At 75.3% G+C, this 23,758-nt stretch carries 22 protein-coding genes; 14 read left to right on the top strand and 8 right to left on the bottom strand.

Annotated features, from left to right (window positions below; translation table 11 throughout):
- Nucleotides 1-15 precede the first annotated feature (15 nt).
- A complete protein-coding gene (locus EDF20_RS03420; protein WP_133737704.1) occupies nt 16-1,347 on the bottom strand; it encodes a bifunctional o-acetylhomoserine/o-acetylserine sulfhydrylase in 1,332 nt (443 codons plus the stop codon).
- 191 nt (nt 1,348-1,538) lie between these two features.
- Between EDF20_RS03420 and EDF20_RS03415 the strand changes: the two genes are divergently transcribed.
- Nucleotides 1,539-2,315 carry an SDR family oxidoreductase gene (locus EDF20_RS03415; RefSeq protein ID WP_133737703.1) on the top strand — a complete coding sequence of 259 codons (777 nt, stop codon included), beginning with the start codon at nt 1,539-1,541 and terminating at the stop codon, nt 2,313-2,315.
- Here EDF20_RS03415 and EDF20_RS03410 read toward each other — a convergent pair.
- Nucleotides 2,302-2,940, bottom strand: a complete 639-nt coding sequence (locus tag EDF20_RS03410; RefSeq protein WP_133737702.1) for a hypothetical protein — start codon at nt 2,938-2,940, stop codon at nt 2,302-2,304. The two genes, EDF20_RS03415 and EDF20_RS03410, sit on opposite strands and share 14 nt — an antisense overlap.
- 899 nt (nt 2,941-3,839) lie before the next feature.
- On the opposite strand from EDF20_RS03410, the gene EDF20_RS03405 reads away from it, so the two are divergent.
- Genes EDF20_RS03405 through EDF20_RS03370 form a run of 8 tightly spaced genes read left to right on the top strand, consistent with a single transcriptional unit; the run spans nt 3,840 to nt 13,797 of the window.
- Nucleotides 3,840-4,718, top strand: a complete 879-nt coding sequence (locus tag EDF20_RS03405) for a glycosyltransferase family 2 protein (RefSeq protein WP_208292569.1) — start codon at nt 3,840-3,842, stop codon at nt 4,716-4,718.
- On the top strand, nt 4,715-5,692 hold the full coding sequence (locus tag EDF20_RS03400; protein WP_133737701.1) for a glycosyltransferase family 2 protein: 978 nt from the start codon (nt 4,715-4,717) through the stop codon (nt 5,690-5,692). The genes EDF20_RS03405 and EDF20_RS03400 overlap by 4 nt, the downstream gene beginning before the upstream one ends.
- Nucleotides 5,689-7,026, top strand: a complete 1,338-nt coding sequence (locus EDF20_RS03395; protein WP_133737700.1) for a hypothetical protein — start codon at nt 5,689-5,691, stop codon at nt 7,024-7,026. The genes EDF20_RS03400 and EDF20_RS03395 overlap by 4 nt, the downstream gene beginning before the upstream one ends.
- Nucleotides 7,023-8,843, top strand: coding sequence for a glycosyltransferase family 2 protein (locus tag EDF20_RS03390; protein WP_133737699.1), 1,821 nt, complete (start codon nt 7,023-7,025; stop codon nt 8,841-8,843). The genes EDF20_RS03395 and EDF20_RS03390 overlap by 4 nt, the downstream gene beginning before the upstream one ends.
- On the top strand, nt 8,840-10,720 hold the full coding sequence (locus EDF20_RS03385; protein WP_133737698.1) for a hypothetical protein: 1,881 nt from the start codon (nt 8,840-8,842) through the stop codon (nt 10,718-10,720). Before EDF20_RS03390 ends, EDF20_RS03385 begins: the two co-directional genes overlap by 4 nt.
- On the top strand, nt 10,717-12,111 hold the full coding sequence (locus EDF20_RS03380) for a hypothetical protein (RefSeq protein ID WP_133737697.1): 1,395 nt from the start codon (nt 10,717-10,719) through the stop codon (nt 12,109-12,111). Before EDF20_RS03385 ends, EDF20_RS03380 begins: the two co-directional genes overlap by 4 nt.
- Nucleotides 12,108-13,019, top strand: a complete 912-nt coding sequence (locus EDF20_RS03375; protein ID WP_133737696.1) for a glycoside hydrolase family 16 protein — start codon at nt 12,108-12,110, stop codon at nt 13,017-13,019. The genes EDF20_RS03380 and EDF20_RS03375 overlap by 4 nt, the downstream gene beginning before the upstream one ends.
- A gap of 13 nt (nt 13,020-13,032) precedes the next feature.
- Complete coding sequence (locus EDF20_RS03370; RefSeq protein WP_133737695.1) at nt 13,033-13,797, top strand: DUF2071 domain-containing protein; 765 nt, start codon at nt 13,033-13,035, stop codon at nt 13,795-13,797.
- 68 nt (nt 13,798-13,865) lie between these two features.
- Here EDF20_RS03370 and EDF20_RS03365 read toward each other — a convergent pair whose 3' ends face one another.
- Nucleotides 13,866-14,165 carry a hypothetical protein gene (locus EDF20_RS03365; RefSeq protein ID WP_123546371.1) on the bottom strand — a complete coding sequence of 100 codons (300 nt, stop codon included), beginning with the start codon at nt 14,163-14,165 and terminating at the stop codon, nt 13,866-13,868.
- 195 nt (nt 14,166-14,360) lie between these two features.
- On the opposite strand from EDF20_RS03365, the gene EDF20_RS03360 reads away from it, so the two are divergent.
- The 5 genes from EDF20_RS03360 to EDF20_RS03340 all read left to right on the top strand — a co-directional run bounded on the left by EDF20_RS03360 (nt 14,361) and on the right by EDF20_RS03340 (nt 18,716).
- Nucleotides 14,361-15,002, top strand: a complete 642-nt coding sequence (locus EDF20_RS03360) for a phosphoribosyltransferase (RefSeq protein WP_133737694.1) — start codon at nt 14,361-14,363, stop codon at nt 15,000-15,002.
- The gene (locus EDF20_RS03355; RefSeq protein ID WP_243833353.1) at nt 14,999-15,742 is read left to right on the top strand and encodes a Type 1 glutamine amidotransferase-like domain-containing protein; all 744 of its coding nucleotides are present in this window, start codon (nt 14,999-15,001) and stop codon (nt 15,740-15,742) included. Before EDF20_RS03360 ends, EDF20_RS03355 begins: the two co-directional genes overlap by 4 nt.
- Complete coding sequence (locus EDF20_RS03350) at nt 15,739-16,425, top strand: uracil-DNA glycosylase (protein WP_133737693.1); 687 nt, start codon at nt 15,739-15,741, stop codon at nt 16,423-16,425. Before EDF20_RS03355 ends, EDF20_RS03350 begins: the two co-directional genes overlap by 4 nt.
- Nucleotides 16,426-16,623: 198 nt before the next feature.
- Nucleotides 16,624-17,235, top strand: a complete 612-nt coding sequence (locus EDF20_RS03345) for a GNAT family N-acetyltransferase (RefSeq protein WP_123546368.1) — start codon at nt 16,624-16,626, stop codon at nt 17,233-17,235.
- Between the two features lie 32 nt (nt 17,236-17,267).
- On the top strand, nt 17,268-18,716 hold the full coding sequence (locus tag EDF20_RS03340; protein ID WP_133737692.1) for an amidase: 1,449 nt from the start codon (nt 17,268-17,270) through the stop codon (nt 18,714-18,716).
- Nucleotides 18,717-18,725: 9 nt separating this feature from the next.
- Here the strand turns inward: EDF20_RS03340 and EDF20_RS03335 are convergent, their stop codons facing one another.
- From EDF20_RS03335 to EDF20_RS03315, 5 genes are read right to left on the bottom strand one after another with little or no spacing between them, the layout of a single operon-like run.
- Nucleotides 18,726-19,550 (bottom strand): ATP-binding cassette domain-containing protein, encoded by an 825-nt coding sequence (locus EDF20_RS03335; protein WP_243833352.1) that lies wholly within the window; start codon nt 19,548-19,550, stop codon nt 18,726-18,728.
- Nucleotides 19,547-20,320, bottom strand: coding sequence for an ABC transporter ATP-binding protein (locus EDF20_RS03330; RefSeq protein WP_133737691.1), 774 nt, complete (start codon nt 20,318-20,320; stop codon nt 19,547-19,549). The genes EDF20_RS03335 and EDF20_RS03330 overlap by 4 nt, the downstream gene beginning before the upstream one ends.
- Entirely contained in the window at nt 20,317-21,258 is a 942-nt protein-coding gene (locus EDF20_RS03325; protein WP_133737690.1) for an ABC transporter permease, read from the bottom strand. Before EDF20_RS03325 ends, EDF20_RS03330 begins: the two co-directional genes overlap by 4 nt.
- Entirely contained in the window at nt 21,255-22,208 is a 954-nt protein-coding gene (locus EDF20_RS03320; protein ID WP_133737689.1) for an ABC transporter permease, read from the bottom strand. Before EDF20_RS03320 ends, EDF20_RS03325 begins: the two co-directional genes overlap by 4 nt.
- Nucleotides 22,205-23,725: an ABC transporter substrate-binding protein gene (locus tag EDF20_RS03315; RefSeq protein WP_133737688.1), complete on the bottom strand. Its 1,521-nt coding sequence runs from the start codon at nt 23,723-23,725 to the stop codon at nt 22,205-22,207. Before EDF20_RS03315 ends, EDF20_RS03320 begins: the two co-directional genes overlap by 4 nt.
- Between the last annotated feature and the right edge of the window lie 33 nt (nt 23,726-23,758).

The following is a 23,758-nucleotide window of genomic DNA, read 5'->3' as shown; positions in this document are numbered from 1 at the left end:
CTCCCCGGTGCGACCTCAGGAGGTGCGCAGCGCCTCCTGGGTGACGGCGCGGGCTGCTGCGAAGCCGGCCTCGAGGTCGGCCTTCAGGTCGTCGACGTTCTCGAGGCCGACCGAGAGCCGGACGAGCCCGGGGGTCACGCCCGTCGTGAGCTGCTGCTCGGGGGTCAGCTGCGAGTGCGTCGTCGAGGCGGGGTGGATGACGAGGCTCCGCACGTCGCCGATGTTCGCGAGGTGGCTGAAGAGGCGCAGCCCGTCGACGAGGGCCCGGCCGGCGTCCACGCCGCCCTTGAGCTCGAACGACAGCACGGCGCCGACGCCGCGCGGCGCGTACTTGTTGGCGGCGGCGTACCAGGGGCTGGTCGGCAGCCCGGCGTACCAGACCGCGGCGACGTCGTCCCGGGCGTCGAGCCACTCGGCGATCTCCTGGGCGTTCTGCACGTGGCGCTCGATGCGGAGGCTCAGCGTCTCGATGCCCTGGATCAGCGAGAAGGCGCTGTCGGCGCTGTTCGAGGCGCCCAGGTCGCGGAGCAGCTGGACACGGGCCTTGATCACGTAGGCGAGGGCGTCGCCCACCGCCTGCGTGTAGACGGCGCCGTGGTACGACGGGTCGGGCTGGGTGAGCCCGGGGAACCGCTCGGCGTTGGCGCTCCACGGGAACCGCCCGCCGTCGACGATGAAGCCGCCGATCACGGTGCCGTGCCCGCCGAGGAACTTCGTGGCCGAGTGCACGACGATGTCGGCCCCGTGCTCGATCGGGCGGATCAGGTAGGGGGTCGCGATCGTGTTGTCGACGATCAGGGGCACGCCCTCGGCGTGGGCGATGTCGGCGACCTTCTCGATGTCGAGCACGTTGATCTTCGGGTTGCCGATCGTCTCGGCGAAGAAGAGCTTCGTGTTCGGGCGGACGGCGCGGCGCCACTCGTCGGCGTCGTCCTGGTCCTCGACGAAGGTGGTCTCGATGCCGAGCTTGGCGAGCGTGTAGCGGAACAGGTTGTACGTGCCGCCGTAGATCGACGACGACGAGACGATGTGGTCGCCTGCCTCGGCGAGGTTGAGCACGGCGAAGGTCGACGCGGCCTGGCCGGACGCGACGAGCAGCGCGCCGACGCCGCCCTCGAGCGCGGCGATGCGCTGCTCGACCACGTCGTGGGTCGGGTTCATGATGCGCGAGTAGATGTTGCCGTTCTCGGCGAGGGCGAAGAGGTCCTGCGCGTGCTGCGAGTCGCGGAACACGTACGAGGTCGTCTTGTAGATCGGCGTCGCCCTGGCGTGGGTCGTCGGGTCGGGTCGTGCCCCGGCGTGGATCTGCTGGGTCTCGAACTTCCAGTCGGGCGTCTCTGCGCTCATGGTGTGCTCCTCGTCCGGGTCGGGGGTGGTGCGGCTGCGGGCCACGGTACGGAGGCGCGGGGCGGGTGTCCACGGGCTCGGACTCGCGGCGTAACGGGCGACGTCGGTCCGCCGCGCTAGCGTGGGCGACGGCCGCAGGCGGGACGCGGCGGTCACCACGGACGAGAACGAACGAACGACGAGGACGGCACATGGCGAAGCGGGCACTGGTCACGGGAGCGAGCTCGGGCATCGGCGCGGCGACGGTCCGGCTGTTCCGGGCACGGGGCTGGGACGTGCTCGCGGTCGCCCGACGCGAGGACCGCCTCCGGGCGCTCGCCGACGAGACGGGGGCGACCTGGTTCCGGGCCGACGTCACGAGCGACGACGACGTCGCGGCCCTGCGCGCGCACGTCGACGAGACCGGCCCGCTGCACGTGCTGGTCAACAACGCCGGCGGCGCCTTCGGCCTCGACTCGGTCGAGCACGGCTCGGTCGACGACTGGCGGCGCATGTTCGAGGTCAACGTGCTCGGCACGAAGCGCGCCGTGTCGGCGCTGCTGCCGGCGCTGCGGCGAGGCGCCGAGGAGGCGGGCGGCGCGGACGTCGTGACGGTCACCTCCATCGCGGGCCACGTCGCGTACGAGGGCGGCGGCGGGTACAACGCGTCGAAGTTCGCCGAGCACGCGCTCGTCGCGGTGCTCCGCCTCGAGCTCGCGGGGGAGCCGATACGGGTGGTGGAGATCGCGCCGGGGATGGTGCACACGGAGGAGTTCTCGCTGGTCCGTTTCGGCGGCGACCAGGCGCGGGCCGACGCCGTCTACTCGGCGGTGGAGGCGCCGCTCGTCGCCGAGGACGTCGCGGAGTCGATCGTGCACTCGGTCGAGCTGCCGGCACACGTGAACCTCGACCTCGTGACGATCAAGCCGGTCGCCCAGGCCGCACCGTACAAGATCGCGAAGGGTCCGTTGCGGGTCAGCCGCGACTGAGGTCGGTGCCGGTGCCGGTCTCGGCGCCGGTGCCGCTGCCGCTGCCGCTGCCGGCGTCGTCCTCGCGACCGGCCGTGCGCAGCAGGTCGGCCAGGTCGCCCTCGACGAGTCCGCGGATGCGCTCGTCCCGCCCGTCGTCGTAGCCCGGCGCGGGCGACGCCGCCCAGCCGAGCCGGTCGACCACGGTGCTGCCGACGTCGTCCCAGGCGCGCGACCTGGCCGCCTCGACGACGCCGCTGACGAACGCGTCGTCGTCGCGCCTCCTCGTCAGCTCGGCGGCGAGCGCCTTGGCGGTCGCCTCGCGGAGCTTCAGCGCCCCGGCGTCGTCGGTGCGGTAGTCGAACTGGTGCCGCGACTGGCCGTAGGCGCGGCCGGTCTGGCGGCGCAGGCGCCGCACGCGGGCGGCCCCGGCGAGCTGCTGCTCGGCCAGGCGGTCCATGTCGTCACGGACCGCCTGGGTCGCGACGTCCGCGTCGAAGGGCAGCGCCTCCTGCAGGGCGCGGCGGATGACGTGGTTCGTCGCCGAGACGACCAGGGCCGAGCGGACGATCAGGAGGCCCTCGTCGACGGAGCGCTCGAGGGCGGTCCGCTCGGCGCGGCGGCGCTGGCCGGGGCCGTGGGGCACGGGTGACCTCCTGGGGCTGGATCGGGACGCCACCAGGCTAACGACGTCGGGTCGACCTCGGCCGACGCTCGGTCCCCGCGTCCGGCCGTCGGCGCCACTTCCCGGTCGTGGGGCGACGCGCCCGGTCGACGAGGTGACACGTCCCCATTTCGGGTGGTTGTCGAGCACACCCTGAGGGGCTGACCGGGGCACGCCCTGCCTGAGCGGCGCCTCAGCGTCCGGGGGACACGCCGTCGGCAGAAGTGCCGACCCTCGATCGGGGGTCCGGGAGCCGCGAGCGTCAGCGTCCGGGCCGATATCGACCGCAGGCGGCGGCGCCGCAGAGGCTGCAGTCGCTGCCGCGCCGGTAGTGCTCGTGTGCCGCCTCGTCGTGGCCGCATCTGCACACCGGCTGGCATCGGGGGGTCTCGTCGGCCATGTGCGACACCTGTCGTTCAAGTTGGGCTGAGCAGGGCTTCATCGCCACCTGCCTGGCCCCGTCGGTCGGGATCGACGACGCCTGCGGCAGATCGTAGTCGGACGACGGCCGGGGGCGCCGGGGCGCGCCACCCGGACGGGGGGACACCGCGGGTCGGCGAGGACGGCGCGGAGGACCGCCCCCGGAGGGTGACCGGGGGGCGGCGGAGGCCGGGTGCCCCCCATCAGGGGGCAGGCGCCGTGAGGGACGCCAGACCTATGGTTCTCACGACCCCCGGCGGGGCCCGACCCGAATCGGCCCCGCCGCACGACGGACGACCCGACCCGAATCGGCCGTCCGCCCGGGGGCCCGCCTACCCGAGGCGCGGCCTCCGTCCCGAGTGATCCCTCGTCGCCGCGCGGATCGCGTCGGTCCGTGGCGCCTCCCCGCGCCGCGGTCCGGCGCGCCCCGACGCGTCCGCCTACCCCAGAGGACCCGACCCTTGCGCTCCACGCCGCACGTCCCCGCAGTCCCCTCCCTCCCCGCCGTCCCCCGCATCTCGATCGTCGTCCCCGCCCGCAACGAGGCCCGCAACCTCGAGGCCGTCCTCCCGACCCTCCCGGCCGTGCACGAGGTGATCCTCGTCGACGGCAACTCGGTCGACGACACCGTCGCGACGGCCCGCCGTGTCATGCCCGACATCGTCGTGCTGACCGAGACCCGCCGGGGCAAGGGCGCGGCCCTCGCCCGGGGCTTCGAGGCCGCCACGGGCGACGTCGTCGTGATGTTCGACGCGGACGGCTCCGCCGACGCCGCGGAGATCCCTCGTTTCGTCGACGCCCTGCTCGCCGGCGCGGACGTCGCCAAGGGCAGCCGGTTCGTCCCCGGCGGCGGGAGCGACGACATCACGGGAGTCCGCCGCCTCGGCAACTGGTTCCTCAACACCGTGACGAACGTCCTGCTCGGCACCCGGTACACCGACCTCTGCTACGGCTACAACGCCTTCTGGGCCCATGTCGTGCCGGTGCTCGACCTCGTGCCGAGCAGTGCGCCCGCGCCGACCGGCGGCCGCATGCTCTGGGGTGACGGCTTCGAGATCGAGACGATCATCAACTGCCGCGTCGCCACCGCCGGCCTGCGGGTCGCCGAGGTCCCGAGCGTCGAGCTGCCCCGCATCCACGGCGAGAGCAACCTCGACGCCGTGAGCGACGGGCTCCGCGTCCTGCGCACGATCCTCGCCGAGCGGGGGCGCGGGCGTGCCGTCCGCCTCCCGGCACTCGCTCCCGCACCCGTCACCGCCGCGGCCCTGACCCCCGCGGCCGCGACCGTCGTCGACGCCGTGGGCGCCACCGCCCCCTCCTCCGCCAGGATCGTCGCGTGAACGGCTGGACGCAGCGCGTCAGCGTCGTCGTGTGCGCCTACACGACGCGCCGCTGGGACGACCTCCAGGCGTCGATCGAGTCCGTGCGGGCACAGCCCGAGGCGGACGAGGTCGTCCTCGTGATCGACCACGCGCCCGAGCTCCTCGCCCTCGCCCTGGCCCGCTGGGACGACGTCGTGATCGTGGAGAACGCCCAGCGGCGCGGCCTCTCCGGGGCCCGCAACGCCGGCGTCCTCGAGGCCTCGGGCGACGTCGTCGCGTTCCTCGACGACGACGCCGTCGCGGAGCCCGACTGGGTCCGCCTGCTGGTCGAGCCCTTCGTCGACCTCGACGTCGTGGGCGTCGGCGGCCGTGCCGAGCCGGTCTGGCCCGTGGGAGGCCGTCGTTTCTACAGCGACGAGCTGCTCTGGGTGGTGGGCTGCAGCTACGCCGGCCTGCCCGAGGGGGACGCCGACGTCCGCAACGTGCTCGGCTGCACGATGGCGTTCCGCCGCTGGGACCTGGTCCAGGCGGGCGGCTTCGACCTCGACACCGGTCGCGTCGGGCGCATCCCGCTCGGCTGCGAGGAGACGCAGCTCTGCATCCGCCTCCGCCAGGACGACCCCGACGCGCGCATCGTGCTCCGACCCGCAGCGCTCGTGCAGCACCGGGTGACGCCCGACCGCGTGACGTGGTCGTACCTCCTGCGCCGCGGCTTCTTCGAGGGCGTGTCGAAGGCCGCCCTCGCCCGGGAGCTCGGCCGGGAGGACTCGCTGTCGACTGAGTCGCACTACCTCTCGCGCACCCTGCCGGGCGCCGTGCTGCGCGAGCTCGGCCTCGCGGGCCGCGGCGGGCTGCGTCGTGCGGCCGCGATCGTCGCCTGCGTGGCGGCCACCGTGGCCGGCTGGGCCCTCGGCACGGTCGCGGGCGCACGCCTGGGAGGCGCGGGCTCGATCGCCGAGACGGCCGACCTCCTCGAGCGGGCCGGCCGGTGAGCCCGGCGCCCCTCGTCGGCGCGGCCCCGGCGGGCGTCGCTCCTCGTCTTGCCCAGGAGGCGCCTCCCCGGCCGTCCGTCGGACGTCGCGTCACGCGCGACTCCCTCTGGATCCTCAGCGGCTACGCCGTCACCTCCGGCGCCGGCTTCGTCTTCTGGATCGTCGCGGCCCGCACCGTCTCGCCCGAGCGCCTCGGCGTCGACACGGCCGTCTACTCGGCCGTGACGGCGGCCGCGGCCATCGCGTCGAGTGGGGTCGGCAACGCGCTGCTCGTCACGATCTCGAGCGACGGGCGGCACGGGGCCTCGGCCCTGCGGCTGGGGCTGGCGATCGCGGCCCTCGTGGCGCTGCTCGCCGGCCTCGGTGCAGGGCTCGGGGTCGCGGCCCTGGTCGACCCGGGCGCTTCGCCGGTCGCGACCGTCGTGGCCGTGGCTCTGGCGGTCGTCGTCTGGACCGCCTTCGTCCTCAAGGACCCGGTGCTCACGGCCCTCGGCGCGGCCAAGTGGCTGCTCGTCATGAACGGCCCGGTCAACGTCGCGAAGCTCGCGGTGCTGCCGGTCGTCGTGGTGGCCCTCGGCACGCTCGGCTCGCCCATCGTGGTGGCGGCGCTGCTGCCCGCGACCGTCGCGGTCGCGATCGCGTGGGGCGTGCTCGTCCCGCGCCGCCTGGGCGTCGTGGTCGGCGACCGGGAGCCCCTCGCGCTCAACGAGCCCGAGCGCCGGTCGTTCCGTGCCTTCGTCCTGCGCGACGGCACGGCCAACGGCCTGTACATGGGGGGCGCGCTCCTCCTGCCCTTCGTGGTCACGACCTTCGCGGGGGCCTCGGAGGGGGCGCTCTTCGCCCTCTGCTTCCAGATCGGCCTCGTGCTCGATCTCGTCGTCGTCAGCGTGGGCACGTCGCTCATCGCCCACGCGTCGAGCGAGCAGGGCCTCGTCGGCGCCGTCGCGTTCCGCACCTGGCTCGTCGTGCTCGGCGTCGTCGCGGTCGCGGCCACCTGCCTCGTCGTGGCCTCGCCCCTGCTGCTCTCGCTGCTCGGGCCGTTCTACGCGACCCCCGAGGGGTCGCTCGTCCTCGCCCTGCTGGCCGGCGCCTCCGTCGTCCGCACGGCCTACGAGGTATGGGGCTCGCAGCAGCGTGCTCGACGCCGGACGACCCCCGTCCTCATCTGCAGCGTGGCGTCCACCGCCGTGCTCGTCCCCGGGGCCGTCCTGGCCGCCGGTGCCGGGGGCGCCGTCGGCGTCGCCGTCCTCGTCCTCGGCGTCACCCTCGGCCTCGCGGTCGTCGGCGTCGTCGGCCTGGCGCGTTCGCGCCGTGTCCTGGAGGTGGCCTCGTGACCCACGGCCTGCTCACCCGTCCGATGTCCAGCCCCGTCGGGCCCGCCTGGAGCGGCGCCGTCTGGGTCGGCGAGCTGGACGCGGCGGAGGTGGCGTACACGCCCCTCGACCGCTTCCGCCTCGCCGACCACGAGGGCTACGCCACGGCGCGGTTCCTCCTCCGCCGTCGGCACACCGTGCTCGGCTTCGTCGAGGCGCCCGTCGTCGGCGGCACGGTCGACGTGGCGGTGCTCCGGGAGGGGCTCCGCGCGCTTCCCCGGGTCGAGGACGTCGCCGAGCCCACGCGGCTGTCGCGTGTCACGGTGGTCATCTGCACCCGGGACCGCCCCGACGACCTCCGGTCGGCCTTGACGAGCGTGCTCGCGCTCGACCACCCGTCCTTCGACGTCGTGGTGGTCGACAACGCGTCGCGCACCGACGACACGCGCCGCCTCGTCGAGACCGAGTTCGACGACGCCAGGGTCACACTCGTCTCCGAGCCGCGACCCGGCATCTCGAACGCCCGGAACGCGGCCCTCCGCCACGTCACCGGCGACCTGGTCGCCTTCACCGACGACGACGTGGTCGTCGACCGGTGGTGGCTGCGGCGTCTCGAGGCCGGGTTCGCCCTCGCCCCCGACGTCGCCCTCGTCTCCGGCCTCGTGCCGAGCGGCGAGCTGCGGACGCCCGTGCAGCGTTACTTCGACGACCGGGTCTCGTGGGCCGGCAACGTCCGCACGGCCGTCTACCGCCTCGCCGAGCAGCCGCGCGACCTGCCGATGTTCCCCTTCTCGGTCGGCGAGTTCGGCACCGGCGCGAACTTCGCGCTCACCCGGGCCGCTGCCCGCGAGCTCGGCGGCTTCGACCGCGCCCTCGGCGTCGGCACGCCGACGAACGGGGGAGAGGACCTCGACGTCTTCGCCCGCACCCTCTTCGCCGGGTACGCGCTCGTCGTGGAGCCGTCCGCGCTCGTCTGGCACCGTCACCGGTCGGACGTGGCCGCCCTGCGCAAGCAGTCGGTCGGCTACGGCACCGGTCTCGGGGCCTGGCTGACGAAGGTCGCCGCCGACGGCCCCATGCGGCGGAAGGCGGCGACCCGGGCCCCGCGGGCGCTGGTGCGCCTGCTCTCCAAGGGCGGAGGCGGCCTCGCCCAGCCCGACATGGCGGTGTCCGCCGGCGAGACAGCCACGCCCGAGGCCGTCGCCCGGGCCCGCGCCGAGGCGGTCGCGGCCGCCGAGCTCGCCCGCGAGGTGTCGCGGATCGGCTGGCTCGAGCTCGCCAGCGTGCTGCGCGGACCCGGCCTGTACCGCCGCGAGCTGCGGGCGGTCGCACGCCGCGAGGCCGATGAGGCGGCGGCCGACGACCACGACGGCGGTCCGGCTGCCGAGGCGCGCGGCCCCCGCACCACGGCCGCGAGTTCTGCTCCGGCCACGGCCACGGCCACGGCAACGGTCCGCTCCGAGGCCGACGTGCGCCGTCTCGCCGCTCGTGCCGCCGTGCTCTCCGGGGCGGCCGCCCTCGTCGCCGCGCCCGGGCAGCTGCCGTCCTGGCTCCAGCTGCCCCTCGTCGCGGCAGCCGTGCTGATCGGCCCGGGAGCGGTCCTCGCCTCGTGGCTGCGCCTTCGTCGCTCGGCCGCGGCCGTCGTCGTGCCCGTCACCGGGCTCTCCCTGATCGTCCTGCTCACGACGGCGGCCGCGACGGCCGGGCTGTGGTCGCCACGGCTCGTGCTCGCCGGCCTAGGGGTCGCGCTCGTCGTCGCGGGCGCCCTCCGCCTCGCGCGGCTGAGGGCCGGCAGCGGTCGGCGGGTCGCGCGGGTCGTCGGCGGGACCGCCTCGTGACCGACCTGCTCGATCGTCCCGCAGCGCTGGGCGCCCGACGGGACGAGGAGGCGCGGCGCACCGTCCCGGGGCGCGTCGCCCGCGCCGCTCGCGTCGCCCGCACCTCCGCGCCGGTCCGTGCGCACCTCACGCCCGCCCGCCTCCTGATGGCCGTCGCCGCGGCCCTCTGCCTCGGGTCCCTCCCCGCGATCCCCGACTCACGGCACACCACCCTCGGTCTCCTGGTCAGCACGGTGCCCGGGGTCCCGGCGTCGATCGCCCTGTCGGCCGTGGCTGCGGTCCTCGCCCTGCGGGGCCGACGTGCCTCCGACCGGGTGCTGGCGCTCGCCGTGTCGCTCGCCTGCCTGAGGCTGCCCACCGCGCTCGGCACCGCCGAGCCGATCTACGGCTGGACGTACAAGCACCTGGGGGTGATCGACTACCTCCAGCAGCACGGGTCGGTCGCCACCGGGGTCGACATCTACGGCGGCTGGCCGGGGGCCTTCAGTGCCGTCGCCTGGTTCTGCACGGTCACGGGGACCACGCCGATCGCTCTGGCCCAGTGGTTCGCCGTCCTCGTCCAGGCCTTCGCCGTCCTCGCCGTGTTCTCGCTCGCCCGGGGCCTCGGGCAGACCCACCGCCAGGCCTTCGTGGCCGCGTTCCTCGCCCAGGCGCTGGGCTGGGTGGGGCAGGACTACCTGTCGCCGCAGGCCGTCGGCTGGGTCCTCGCGCTCGGCGTGCTCGTCCTGCTCGTGCACAGCCGTCGTCGCCCGGCGCTCGGGCTGCTCGCCGTCGTGCCCTTCGCAGCCGTCGTCGTGACCCACCAGCTCACGCCGTACTGGCTCGTCCTCGCCGCGCTCGCCCTCGGCGCGCTCGGCGTCGTCCGCCCGAGATGGCTCGGCCTCGCGTTCGGGCTCGCCGCCGGGGGCTGGCTGCTGCTGCACACGGCCGACCTCGGCTCGTCGGCGCTGTTCTCCGGGGCCGACCCGCTGGCCAACGCCCGGACGCCGCAGACCGGGGCGGGCAGCACCGGCCAGACCGTCACCTCCCTCGCTGCACGCGGCACCGCGGTCGCGCTGTGGGCGCTCGCCGGGGGCGTCGCGGGCCACGGGCTGCTGGCCGGGCGCCTCCGCCGAGGAGCGTCCCGCGTCGTCGACCGTCGGCTCGACCCGCGAGCCGTGGCGCGACGCCAGCACGTGCTCGTCGCGGCGGTGCTCGCCTTCGCGCCCTTCGGCCTGCTCGCCGGCCAGAGCTACGGGGGAGAGGCCCTCTTCCGGGTGTACCTCTACTCGCTGCCCGGCTGCGTCGTGCTCGTCGCGCCGCTGGTGACGCGCCTCCTCGTCCCGCGTGCGCCCGGCGCTCCCTGCGCCGTGGTCCCGCTCGTCGCCGCCGTGCTGGTGGTCGCCGCCGCCCTCGGCAGCGCCCAGGCCTACTACGGCGGCTGGTTCGCCAACGTCGTGCAGCCGCGCGCCGTCGAGGTCGGCAGCGAGCTGCTGCGGACCATGCCCGTCCCGTCCCGCCTCCTCAGCCCCGTCCCCGTGGGCCCCGGCCGCATGGTCGGCGACTACGTCGCCCAGGCCGCGGCCGACCCGCTCTACGACGCGAGCATGACGACCTGGGAGGGCTGGCTCGGCGAGCCGTTCGACGACCCCGCCGTCGAGCGCGAGCTCACGAGCGACCTCGTGTTCGAGGGGGAGCCCACCTACCTCCTCCTGACCCAGCAGATGCGCGACTACGGCGACCTGTACGGCCTCTACCCCGAGGGCGCCCTCGACCGGTTCGCCGACCAGCTCGACAGCGACGCCCGCTGGACGAGCGTCGTCGACGACGGCGGCGTCCAGCTCTGGGTGCTCGAGGGCACCACCCCCGCCGCCCCCGACCGACAGGACCGATCGTGACCGTCACGCAGCCCCGCCCCCACGACGTCCCGGAGGCTCCCCGCCAGCTCAGGATGCCGCCCCTCGACCGCCTCGCCGCCTCCTGGCACGTGCTCAGCCGGCTCGGCCCGCTCGAGCTGCCGACCCGCGACGCGCTCGTGGCGGCGCTCCGACGCGTCGCCTCCGTCGGGCCGGACGCGCGCGTCGGGCTGCTCCCCGGCCGGCCCGGCCACTGGACCTGGGACGCGACCCGGCTCGACGCGGCCGTCCAGCGCATGGTCGTCGTCGACGAGACCGGCGAGCTCGGCCGGCTCGACGCGTCCGCGGCGCTCTCGGCGCTCGCCGACCGGGTCGACCGCTCGCTGCCGGTGCAGTTCGTGCTCTCCGGCCAGCACCTCCTCGCCGTCTACGACCACGCCGTGGTCGACGCCCGCTTCACCGCGGCCCTGCCCGGCGCGCTCATCGACCTCGCCGCGGGCTCGGCCATGCCCGAGTGGATCACCGCGGTCGGGGCGCGACGTCCGCTCGTGTCGGCCCTCGTCGCGACCTTCGTGCGCCACCCGCGTCGTGTGCTCGGTCTCGTCGCCAGCCGGGGCACCAGCCGCGGAGGCGCTCTGACGCCCGCGTCCCGGGCCGAGGCGCGGCACGACGCCCACGTCGACGCGGCCCGCTCCGCTCCGTCTCCGTCCGCGGGCGGCCCGGCCCCGCACCGCGTGGTGGTCGTCCGTGCGGAGGGCACCGTCGAGGCGTACCGGGTGCTCCGCCGCCGCCTCCGCGAGGTCGACCCGGCCCCGTCGTTCGCCGCCGCGGTGCTCGTGATGCTCCGCCGTGCCCTGCTCGACGAGGGGGTCGACCTCGACCCGCTGAGCGACGTCGTCTACGACGTGCGGCAGTGGCTCGACGGAGACGACCAGGTGCCCGGCAACTTCGTCACCGCCCTGCCGATCGGCGGCGGCCTGGACGCCCTCGCCGTGGAGCGGGCCCTGCGGGCGACCGTGTCGTCGGGACGGCCGCTCGCCGCCCTCGCGATCGGTGCCGCACGCGAGACGCTGAGGCCGCGCCGATCCGCCCCGCCGACGGCGTCCGGCGGACCAGGTCCCTCCGCGGCCCGTCCCGGCAGCGTCCCCGCGCGCGTCTCGCTCAGCTCGGTCGGCGTCGTCCGCTCGATCCAGCGCCTGCCGTGGGTCCGCGACGGCCGCCCCGCCGAGGCGGCGTACGCCGTCGACCCGGTCGGCCCCGGCGCGGTCAGCGTGCAGCTGCTCATCGTCGACGGGGTGGTGCAGGTGACCGTCGCGCTCGGGGCGGGCGCCCCGTCGCCGGAGGTCGTCGAGCGGGCCGCGCGGCGGGTGCTGACCGAGCCGGTCGCGCTGCTCGACGCCCTGGGAGTCGGCACGGCGGACCAGGCGTCGTGAGTCGCCACGCTGGCCGCGGGGACGACGGCCCGGTCGGCCGCCGAGTCGCCCGGCGCGCCGGCCGCCTCGCGGCGCGCCCTGCCGTGGTCGCGGGCGTCGTCGCCGCCGGCTCGGGCGTGCTCGCCCTCGTCCTGGTGGGCGCCTCCGTCGTCGTGCCGGTGGTGCGCGCCGCGACCGGCATCGAGGCCCCGCTCGGCGACGCGACCTGGACCGAGGACTTCGACGGCCCCGCGGGCACGCCGCCGGACGCGGCGTCGTGGACGGCGCAGACCGGTGCGGGCGGCTGGGGCAACGACGAGCTGCAGACGTACACGGCCGACGCGGCCGTGCTGGACGGCGACGGGCACCTCGTGATCACCGCGACCGTCGGCGCCGACGGCTCGGCCACCTCCGGTCGGATCACGACGCAGACGAAGCGGTCGTTCGGGGCCGGCACGGTCGCGGCACGCGTCCGGCTGCCCGACGGCACCGGCCTGCTGCCTGCCTTCTGGCTGCTCGGCGACTCGGTCGACACCGTCGGCTGGCCGGCCGCCGGCGAGGTCGACGTCGTCGAGACCCCGTTCTCGACCGGCACCTCGACGCACCTGCTGCACGGCGGCACGCTCACGGCGCCGACCACCGACGCGCAGGCAGGGGGAGACGCGGTCCACGACGTCCCCCTGTCCGACGACTTCCACGTCTTCGCGGTGACGCGCACCGTCGACGCCGTCACCTGGACGATCGACGACGAAGAGGTGCAGCGCGTCGACCGCGCGTCCGCGCCGGACGGGCTGCGGTGGGTGTTCACGCAGCCGTTCCATGTGCTGTTCTCCCTCGCCGTCGGCGGCCGCTGGCCGGGTTCGCCCGACGAGACGACGCCCGCTGAGAGCCGCATGGTCGTGGACTGGGTGCGCGCGGCGGAGGGGTAGCTAGCGTGGCGTCATGACCGCCTCCCCGCTGGACGCCTCCCCGGTGTCGGCTGCCGCGCCTCCTCTGCTCCGTCGCCCCTTCGTGCGTCAGCACTGGGGCGGCCTGGCGTTCGCGCACTGGCGGGTGGAGCCCGAGCGGGTCGCGCCCCTGCTGCCGCCCGGCACCCGGCCCGACGTGCACGACGGGTCTACGTGGGTCGGGCTCATCCCGTTCCGCCTCTCGGGCAGCGCGTTCGGGCCGTTGCCCGCAGTCCCGTGGGCGGGCTCGTTCCTCGAGACGAACGTGCGGCTGTACTCGGTCGACGACCTCGGCCGCCGCGGCGTCGTGTTCCGCACCCTCGAGGCGCAGAAGCTGCTGCCGGTGCTCGGCGCGCAGGCCGGTCTCGGCCTGCCGTACCGCTGGGCGTCGATGTCGAGACGAGAACGAGGAGGCGTCGTCGAGTACACCTCCCGCCGCCACGGCCCCGGAGCGCGGCCGTCCAGCCGCCTCGCCGTCCGCCCGCTCGCCGACGAGGTGGTCGGCGACCCCCTCGCGGACTTCCTCACCGGCCGGTGGGGCATGCACGTGGCCCGCGGCGGACGCACCCGCTACTGGCCGAACGAGCACGCGTCGTGGACGCTGCGCCGCGCCGAGCTGGTCGACCTCGACGACGAGCTCGTCGCTGACTCGGGCCTGCCCGGGGTCACTGACCGCGCACCCGACTCGCTGCTCTGGTCGGACGGCGTCGACACGGTGTTCGCGCCTCCCGGCGGCCGGTGGGAGCAGCCCGACCGCTGACGGGGCCTGGACGCCGGCCCGTGGTGCACCTGCGCCGACGGTGGCTGGCCGTGGGCGACGCGTCGTGGTCAGCCGGCGTTGTTGTCGGGGTGCAGCGCCTCGAGATCGATGTCGTGGTCGATGATCGCCTGGACGGCTTCGGGGCTCGCGTCGAGAGCCGCCGAGAGGTCTGCGACGGGGACGTGGGCATCGACGGCGTGCTCCAGGGCGAAGACGGCGGCCGCGGCCGCGTCGTGGATGCCCTCGGCAGGGCTGGCGAGGAACGCCTGGACTTCGTCACGAGCGGTGTCGGCGAGGGACCCTTGCTCGTCGGTGAGTGCTGCCGAGGTGAGGTCGGACGTGGGCAGCGGAGAAGAAGGGTCGCTCATGACGCTGATCCTAGAGCTCGCCGTTCCTGGGACGACTCCGCACGGAGCGGAGCGGCTCGTCCGCCCGCCACCTCAGGGCCCTGAGTCGGCCCGCTCCTCGCCCGCCTGCCGACGAGGTCCAGGGGCCGACCGGCAGGGACGTCTCGTCCCGCGACGGGCGTCGCCGACTGCGCCACGGCCCGGTACGGTTGCGGGATGGTCTCCTCACCCGACGCCCCGTCCGACCTCGACCCCTCGTCGGCCGGAGCGGCCCCCGTCGTGGTGGAGGACGACGTGGCGGGAGATCCTGACGCCGCTGCGCCTGCCGCAGCCGCCGCCTCCTCTGCTCCCGGTCCCGCACCGTCGGGCGAGCGCGAGGTCCTCGGCTGGCTCGAGTTCGGCGAGGCCGCCCGGCACCTCGCCCGCGACGTCGTGGCCGCCGATTTCACGCCCGACGTGATCGTCGCCGTGGCGCGCGGCGGGCTCGTGCTCGCCGGCGCCATCTCGTACGCCCTCGACACGAAGATGTGCGGGTCGATCAACGTGGAGTTCTACACGGGCGTCGACGAGCGCCTGCCCGAGCCCGTGCTGCTGCCCCCGACGCTCGACGCCCCGGCGCTGGCGGGCAAGCGCGTGCTCGTCGTCGACGACGTCTCCGACTCGGGCCGCACGCTCGCCCTCGTCCGCGACCTGCTCGCGGAGGTCGCCTCCGAGGTGCGCACGGTGTGCCTCTACAGCAAGCCCCAGACGATCCTCGAGCCCGACTTCACCTGGAAGCGCACCTCCCAGTGGATCACCTTCCCCTGGAGCGCCCTGCCTCCCGTCACCCGCGACGCCGGACAGGGCGACGCCTCGTGAGCATCCACCTGGTGGGGGGCGGCTGGGCGCCCGACGAGCCCGGGCTCTACGACCTCTTCGTCGCCGAGGCGGCGGTCCGCGGCCGCGCGGTCGGGCGCGACGTCCCGCGGGTCGGCGTGCTGATCGTCGTCGCCGACGACTCGCCCTCGGAGGAGTGGCGCACCGGGTTCCCCGCCCTCATCGCGTCCGGCGGCCGCTGCGAGGCCGTCACGACCGTGGTCGAGGCAGGCGACGTCTTCGACACCCGGGTGCTCAGCGACGTCGACGGCCTCGTCGTCGGCGGCGGGCTGACGCCGGCCTACCTCGAGGCGGTGGCTCCGCTGGTCGACCAGGTGCGCCTCCTCGTCAGCGACGGCCTGCCGTACGTCGGGTTCTCGGCCGGTGCCGCGATCGCGGCCGACCGGGCCCTGCTCGGCGGCTGGCTGATCGGCGACGTCCCCGTCTGCCCCCAGGACGCCGCGGAGGACCTCGACGAGGTCGAGCTCGGCGAGGGCCTCGGCCTCGTCGACCTCGCCGTCGACGTGCACGCCGCCCAGTGGGGCACGCTCACGCGCCTGGTCGCCGCGACCGAGGCGGGCATGGTCCGAGGAGGCGTCGCGATCGACGAGCACACCGCCCTCGTCGTCGGGGAGGGCGCGTTGACCGTGCTCGGCCGCGGCAGCGTCTGGCGAGTGGAGCCGCAGGTCGACGAGCAGGGCGACGTCGTCGGCGTGTCCGTCGGCTCGCTGGGCGCGGAGTGATCGCGCGCCCGCTCGCCGACCTGGTGCACCCGAGCTGGGCTGAGGCGCTCGCGCCCGTCGCGCCGCTCATCGCCGACATGGGCGAGTACCTCCGCGCCGAGGTGCGCGCCGGTCGCGGCTACCTGCCCGCGGGCGAGGCCGTGCTCCGTGTCTTCACGACGCCGCTCGACGAGGTGAAGGTGCTCGTCGTCGGCCAGGACCCCTACCCGACGCCCGGCCACCCGATCGGGCTCTCGTTCGCCACCGCGCCTGACGTCCGGCCCGTGCCGCGCAGCCTCGCGAACATCTACCGTGAGCTGCACGACGACCTCGGCCACCCGCCCGTCGCGCACGGCGACCTCACCTCGTGGCAGCGCAACGGGGTCATGCTGCTCAACCGCGTGCTGACGGTGCGCCCCGGCGAGGCCGGCTCGCACCGCGGCAAGGGCTGGGAGCCCGTCACCCAGCGCGCCGTCGAGGTGCTCGCCGCGCGCGGCGGGCCGCTCGCGGGCCTGCTCTGGGGTCGCGACGCGGCGTCGCTGGTGCCGATGCTCGGCGACGTCCCGACGGTGCAGTCGGCGCACCCGAGCCCGCTGTCGGCGTCGCGCGGGTTCTTCGGGTCGCGGCCGTTCAGCCGCGTCGACGAGCTGCTCGTGCAGCAGGGCGGCACGCCCGTCGACTGGCGCCTGCCCGATCTGCCCTGAGCTCGCTGGTCTGCCCGCGCCTCCTCGGTGCCGGACCCGCGCCTCCTTCGCGGTTCAGGAGATCGCGGGCGGCGCCTCCTGCATCGTGCACAGGTCAGGACTCGCGTTCCCCCCGCCGCGCGATCCAGGACCGATGTTCCTGAATGAGGAGGCGGCAGAGCGCGGCAGAACGAGGCGGCGGCGTGCCAGAGTGGGGACGTGCTCGAGGAGGAATACCAGCAGAGGCGGCAGCTGCCCCGTCGGCTCCGCCCTGCGCCGGCCCCCGAGCCCGAGTTCTCGTTCGAGATCAGGCCGCTCGAGCCCGCCGACCTGCCGTACGTCCGCGAGATCCACTCCCACTACGTCGCGAACTCGAGCGTGACCTTCGACGAGAAGGCGACGACCCTGGCCGAGTGGCGCCGCAAGGCGGCCGTCGGGCAGAAGCTCGGCATGCCGTTCCTCGTGGCGGTCAGCCCGGCCGGCGAGGTGCTCGGCTACGCCCACGCGACGCCGTGGGGCGGCAAGGCCGCCTACCGGTACACGGTCGAGACGTCGATCTTCCTCCGGGCGGCGGCGACCGGCCGGGGGCTCGGCCGGGCCCTGCTGGAGGCGCTGGTCGAGGCCTGCAGGGAGGCCGGCATCCGCGAGATGATCGCGGTCATCGCCGACGCCAAGGCCGACGCCTCGATCGCCCTGCACGCGCGGCTCGGCTTCGTCGAGGTGGGCCGGATGGGCCGGGTCGGGTTCAAGTTCGGCCGCTGGCTCGGCACGGTCACGATGCAGAAGTCGCTGAAGAAGCGGCGTCGTCGTGACTCCGCTCCGCGCGCCTGAGGGCCGCGTGCCCTGCGCCTAGGCTCGGGGGCGTGTTCGAACTCCACCACCTGAGCGCCCAGGAGCAGTGGGACTGGCTCCGCCGCGGCGAGGTCACGCCCCGCGAGCTGACCGACCACTACCTGGCGCGGATCGACCGGCTCGACTCAGGCGCCGACGGCGTCGGCGCGTTCGTCGCGGTCGGGGCTGACGCCGCGCGCGGCCGGGCCGACGCCCTCGGGCGCGCCGGCCGCAGCACCGCCCCACTGTGGGGCCTGCCCCTGGCCGACAAGGACCTCACCGACCGTGCGGGCCTGCCGACCGGTCTCGGCTCGCGGCTCTCCCGCGGGCGCGTCGCCGAGCAGGACTCGGAGATCTCCGCGGTGCTGGGCGAGGCCGGCGCGGTCAGCCTCGGCAAGACGGCGACGCCCGAGTTCGGCCTCACGGGCTACACCGAGCCGGTGGTCGGTCCCGTCACGCGCAACCCCTGGCGTCGCGACCTCGGCGCCGGCGGCTCGAGCGGGGGAGCGGCGGCCGCGGTCGCCGCCGGCCTGCTGCCGTTCGCCCCCGGCTCGGACGGCGGCGGCTCGATCCGCATCCCCGCCGCCGTGACCGGGCTCGTCGGCCTCAAGCCCTCGCGCGGCCGGGTGCCGGCCCAGTCGGGCATCACGAGCCTCGGCGGCCTCGCCGTCGGCGGCCCGATCGCCCGCACCGTCGCCGACGCCGCGATGCTGCTCGACGCCATGGTCTCGCCCGACGGACGGGCACCGCGCGACCACTTCGCCCTGCGGGCGCCCGGCTCGCCCGACGGGGCGTGGCTCGGCACCGCCGTCCGCGGCGAGGGGCGGTTCCAGCTCGGGGTGCTGACGGCCAGCCCGTGGGACGACGCGTACGACGTCCGGGTCGACCCGCGCCTCCTCGGGGTGCTGCGCGACACCGCCGACCAGCTCGATGTGCTGGGTCACGGTGTGGAGGACGCGACGCTGCCCGGCTCGGACCCGGGGGCCCCGAACTACCCGGCCCTGTTCCGCACGATCTGGCAGGCCGGAGCGGCGGGCATCCCGGCCGAGACCGACGCCGACTTCGCGCTGCTCGAGCCGATGACGGCGTGGCTCGTCCGCCGGGGCCGCGAGCTCGGCGCCCGCGAGCTGGGCGCCGCCCTCGCCGGCCTCAGCGCCTTCGAGCAGAGCGTCGTCGCGGCCTTCGACCGCTTCGACGCCGTGCTGACGCCGTCGCTCGCCCTGTTGCCGCCGGCTCTCGGCTGGCACGACGCCGACGACCCCGAGCGGGCCTTCGAGCAGCAGTGTCTCGTGTCGCCGTTCACCTCGTTCGTGAACGTGGCGGGCCTGCCGGCGATCACGCTGCCGGTGGCCGAGGTCGACGGGCTGCCCGCGGGGGTCCAGCTGATCGGCCGACCGGGCCGCGAGGACGTGCTGCTCGCGATCGGCGCGCAGCTCGAGCGCCGGCTGCGCTGGCAGCGGCGGCACCCCGACTGCTGGTGAGGCGCGCGGTCAGGACCCGTCGAGGGTCGGCACGGACGCGATGAGCCGCTTCGTGTAGTCGTGCTGCGGCCGCCCGAGCACGTCGGCGGTGGCGCCCTGCTCGACGATGCGGCCGCCTTGCAGCACGGCCACCCGGTCGCTGAGGTGCTGCACGAGCCCCACGTCGTGCGAGACGATCAGCAGCGACAGCCCGAGGTCGTGGCGCAGCTCGGCCAACAGGCCGAGGATCTGCGCGCGCACGGTCACGTCGAGCGCGCTCATCGGCTCGTCGCCGACCAGCAGGTCGGGGCCGTGCACGACGGCACGGGCCAGGGCGACCCGCTGTCGCTGGCCGCCGCTCAGCTCGTGCGGCCAGAGGTCGACGCCCTGGGGGTCGAGTCCGACACGGTCGAGCACGTCGGCGACCCTGCGCTCGTGGTCGCCCGGCACGTGCAGCAGGCGCAGCGGCTCGGCCACGACGTCGCCGATCCGCATGCGGGGGTCGAGCGAGCTGTACGGGTCCTGCAGCACGACGCCCGTGCGGCGGCGCAGCCAGCGGAGGCGCGACGCGCGGTCGGGACGCACCTCCCGCCCGTCGAACGTCACGGTGCCGGCGGTCGGCCGGTCGAGCGCGAGCAGGAGGCGCACCAGGGTCGACTTGCCCGAGCCGGACTCGCCGATGAGGGCGACGCTCTCGCCCCGCCCGACGTCGAGGTCGGCCTCGACGAGGGCGTGCCGCACGGGCCCGGGCTGGAGCGGCGATCGGCGGGGCAGCGTGAAGGTGCGCGAGAGCCCGCGGCCGCTGAGCAGCGGCCCGGTGCCTCCGTCGACGTGCTGCGTGTCCGAGTCGGTCACGGTGCCCTCCAGGTCGTCGCCCGCGTGGCCTCGACGAGGCCGCGCGTCACGGGGTGGGCAGGCGAGCCGAGGAGGCGGGCGACCGGCCCGCTCTCGACCACGCGTCCCCGGGACAGCACCGCCGCCTCCTCGGCCACCTGGGCCAGCACCGCGAGGTCGTGGGTCACGAACAGGAGCGAGGCCCCGCGTTCGTCGACCAGCCGGCGGAACAGCGCGAGCACCTCGGCCTGGGTCGTCACGTCGAGCGCGGTCGTGGGCTCGTCGGCGAGCAGCACGGCGGGGCGGGCGATCAGCGCCGTCGCGATGACGGCGCGTTGCCGCTGGCCGCCCGACAGCTGGTGCGGCCAGGAGTCGGCGACCGACTCGTCGAGCCCGACCTCGGCCAGGGCCTCGACGGCCCGGCGGCGCGCGTCGGCCCGCGAGACGCGGCCGTGCAGGCGCAGCGGCTCGGCCACCTGACGCCCGATGGTCATGACGGGGTCGAGGGCCGTGCGCGGGTCCTGGAACACGGCGGCGATCGTCGCTCCCCGCAGCGGGGCGAGCTGCCGGTCGGAGAGGCCGACGAGCTCGCGGCCGTCGAGGCGGATGCTGCCCGTCACGACGGCCTGCGGCGGCAGCAGGCCGAGCACGGCGAGCGTCGTCATCGACTTGCCCGAGCCGGACTCGCCGATCAGGCCGAGGCGGGCGCCGTCGGCGAGGTGCAGCGAGACGCCGTCGACGACGCGGCGCCCGTCGATCGTCACGGTCAGGTCGTCGACGTCGAGGCTCACGAGGTCACTCCGGGGGAGGCGGCGGGGGAGTCGGCAGCGGCAGGCGCGGCCGTGGGGGCGGCCGGGGCGCCGGGGTCCACGGACAGGCCGGCACGTCGCCCGCCTCCGCGGAGGCGCGGGTCGGCGGCGTCGCGCACCGCGTCGCCCAGCAGGTTCAGCGCCAGCACGGTCAGCGTGATCGCGAGCCCGGGCCAGACGATCGTCCACGGGTGCACGCCGAGGAACTTCTGCAGGTCCGCGAGGAGGCGCCCCCACGAGGCCGTCTCGGCCGACGCACCGTAGCCGAGGAAAGACAGCCCCGCCTCCGCGAGGATCGACGTCGCCATCGCGAGCGACAGCTGCACGACGAACACCGGGGCGATGTTCGGCAGCACGTGCCGCAGCAGCACCGTCGCGGTCCCGGCGCCCGACGCGCGGGCGGCGGTGACGTAGTCCTCCCGGGCGACCCGGCGGATCTCGCTGCGGGAGACGCGGGCGATCGTCACCCCGTAGCCGAGGCCGGCGGCGACCACGACGACCCCGAGCGACCCGCCGAACGCCGCGGCGAGGGCCATCGCGACCAGGATGGTGGGGAACGCGACGAGCACGTCGATCAGCACGGCGACCGACTCGCGCACGAGGCGGGTGGTCAGCGAGCCGAGGGCGGCCAGGCCGAGCCCGACGACGAGCGCGAGGAGGCCGGCCGAGACGGCGACGACCACGGTGGTGCCGCTCGCGGCCATCACGTAGCTGGCGATGTCGCGGCCGACGGCGTCGGTGCCGAACAGGTGCGTTCCCGACGGGGGCAGCCAGGCCGAGTAGGGATCGGTGCGGAACGGGTCGGCCGGGGTCCAGAAGGGGCTGACCGCCGCGGCGAGGGCGACGAGGGCCAGCCAGGCGACGGCTGCCGCGCCCTGGGGTCGGCGCAGCAGGGCGCGCACGAACGAGCCGCGCCTCATCGCTCGACCTCGCGCAGCCGGGGGTCGAGCCGACGGTGCGCGACGTCGACGAGCAGCCCGACGAACAGGACGATCGCGGTGAGCGTCATCAGCTCGCCCTGGACCTTGGTGAGGTCGCGGCGGCCGACGTCGGTGACGAGCATCCGTCCGAGACCGGGCAGCGTGAAGAGCTGCTCGACGACGACGGCGCCCACCACGAGACCGACGACCTGCAGGCCGAGCACGCTGACGACGCTGAGCATCACGTTCGGCAGGCCGTGCCGGAGCAGCGCGCGGTCGAGCGTCATGCCCTTGGCCGCGGCGGCGCGGACGTAGTCCCGGTCGAGCGCGCCGATCGCGGCCGACCGGGTGAAGCGCAGCAGCACCGCACCCTCGATGATGCCGATCGTGAGGGCAGGCAGCACGAGCGAGCGGAGCGCTCGCCCGGGGTCCTGCCAGCCGTCGAGGGGCCAGCCCTGGGTGGGCAGCCAGCCGAGCGTCACCGCGAAGAGGGCGATGAGGAGCATGCCGAGCCAGACGGCCGGCACCGCGGCGAGCAGCTGTGAGCCGAGGCCGACGACGAGGCCGACGGGACGGCGGTGCCGGGCCGCGGCCCAGACACCCGCGGGCACTCCGATCAGCAGGCCGAAGACGAGCGACAGACCCGCGAGGGGCAGGGTGACGCCGAGCTTCTCGGCGATCTCGCCGGCGACGGGGCTGCCGGTCACGAGCGACTCCCCGAGGTCGAGCCGCAGCAGCCCGCCCGCCCAGTCGAGGTACTGCGCGACGATCGGCCTGTCGAGGCCGAGCTGCTCGCGCAACGCCGCGACCTGGGCGGGCGAGCCCGTCGTGCCCGCGATCGCCTGCGCCACGTCGCCGGGCAGGAGGCGGAGCGCCGCGAAGATCAGCACGCTCGCGACCACGAGCCCCAGGGCGAAGAGGGCCGTGCGTCCGAGCAGGAAGCGGGTCACTCCGAGACGGCCAGCGCGGACAGGTCGAGGCGGGTGCTGGTGGACGACGTCGGGAAGCCCGTCACGCCGTCGCGCACGGCCGTCAGCGTCGTGGCGGTGTACAGCCACTCGGCCGGGGCGTCCTCCGAGACGATCCGGGCGGCCTCGGCGAGCTTCGAGGCGGCGACCTCGGGGTCGGTCGCGGCCAGCGACTCGGCGTACAGCTGCTGGACGGGAGCCGAGTCGTAGCCCCAGTAGTAGGTCGGGTCGGCCCAGTTCGAGAAGTCGTGGGTCTCGGCGTGGTTCACCATGCTCAGCTGGAAGTCGCGCGTGCCGCCGTCGGCGGGCGGCGCGAGCACGTCGTCGAGCCAGGTCGTGAAGTCGACCTGCTGCACCGTCAGCGTGACGCCGACGTCGGCGAGCTGGGTGGTGAGCACGTCGCCGATCGCGGCGGGGTAGAAGTTCGCGTACTCGAGCGTGAGGTCGAGGTCGTCGGCGTGGCCCGCCTCCGCCAGCAGCTGCTTCGCCTGGTCGGGGTCGTAGGCGTCGACGTCCGTCAGGTCCTCGAAGCCGGGATCGAGCTCGGGGATCGGTCCGCCCTGGTCGACGGCCGAGCCGCCGACGGCCGCGATCAGGGCGTCGTTGTCGACGGCCATCCGGATCGCCTGGCGCACCCGCGGGTCGGTGAAGGGGGCGACCGCGTTGTTGAAGGCGAGGGTGTACTTGTCGGTCGTCTGGCCCTTCTCGACCGTGATGCCGTCGACGCCGTCGAACTGGGAGGCGAGGGTCGCGTCGACCGCCGTCTGCACGTCCAGGTCGCCCGAGAGCGTCGCGTTGATCGCGGCCGAGCCGTCCGTCACGTAGCGGAACACGACCCCGGCGACGCCGGCCGCCTCGCCCCAGTAGTCGGCGTTCCGCTCGAGGCGGAGGTTGTCGCCCTGGGTCCACGAGCCGAGCGTGAAGGGCCCGGTCCCGTTGGCGGTGGTCGAGAGGTCGTTGGTGGCCGCCTGCTCGAGGACGAGCCCGGCACGGCCGGTCAGCGCGAACAGCAGAGCCGAGTCGGGCTGCGACAGCGTGAGCACGACGGTGTCGTCGTCGGGGGAGCTGATGTCGGCGACCGAGGCGAGGTCGGCGTGGCCCGCCAGCGACTCGTCGTCGGCGACCTGCTGCAGCGACCACACGACGTCGGCTGCCGTCATCGGGGCGCCGTCGTGGAACGTCACGCCGTCCTGCAGCGTGAACGTGTAGGTCAGGCCGTCCGCGCTGATCGTGTGCTCGCTGGCCAGCACGTCGACGATCTCGTTGTCCTGCGTGCGGCCGACGAGGCCCTGGTAGACGTTGTCGATCAGCACCTGGTCGAGGGCGATGCCCGAGGTGGTCCGGACGTCGAGGTCGGAGGGCTCGAGCACGAGGCCCACGGTGACCGTCGCGTCGGATCCGCCGCGCGGGGCGTCGGAGCCGCCCGCGGTGCACCCGGCGAGCAGGGCGAGGGAGGCGGCGGCGGCGACCACGGGGACGAGGAGGCGGGAGGGGCGCATGGCGGTGGAGGTGCCTTTCGGGAGCGGTTCGGG

Origin of the sequence: Frigoribacterium sp. PhB116 (genome assembly GCF_004364285.1) — a bacterium.
Lineage (GTDB): Bacteria > Actinomycetota > Actinomycetes > Actinomycetales > Microbacteriaceae > Frigoribacterium.
This window is presented reverse-complemented; position numbering and strand designations above follow the sequence as displayed.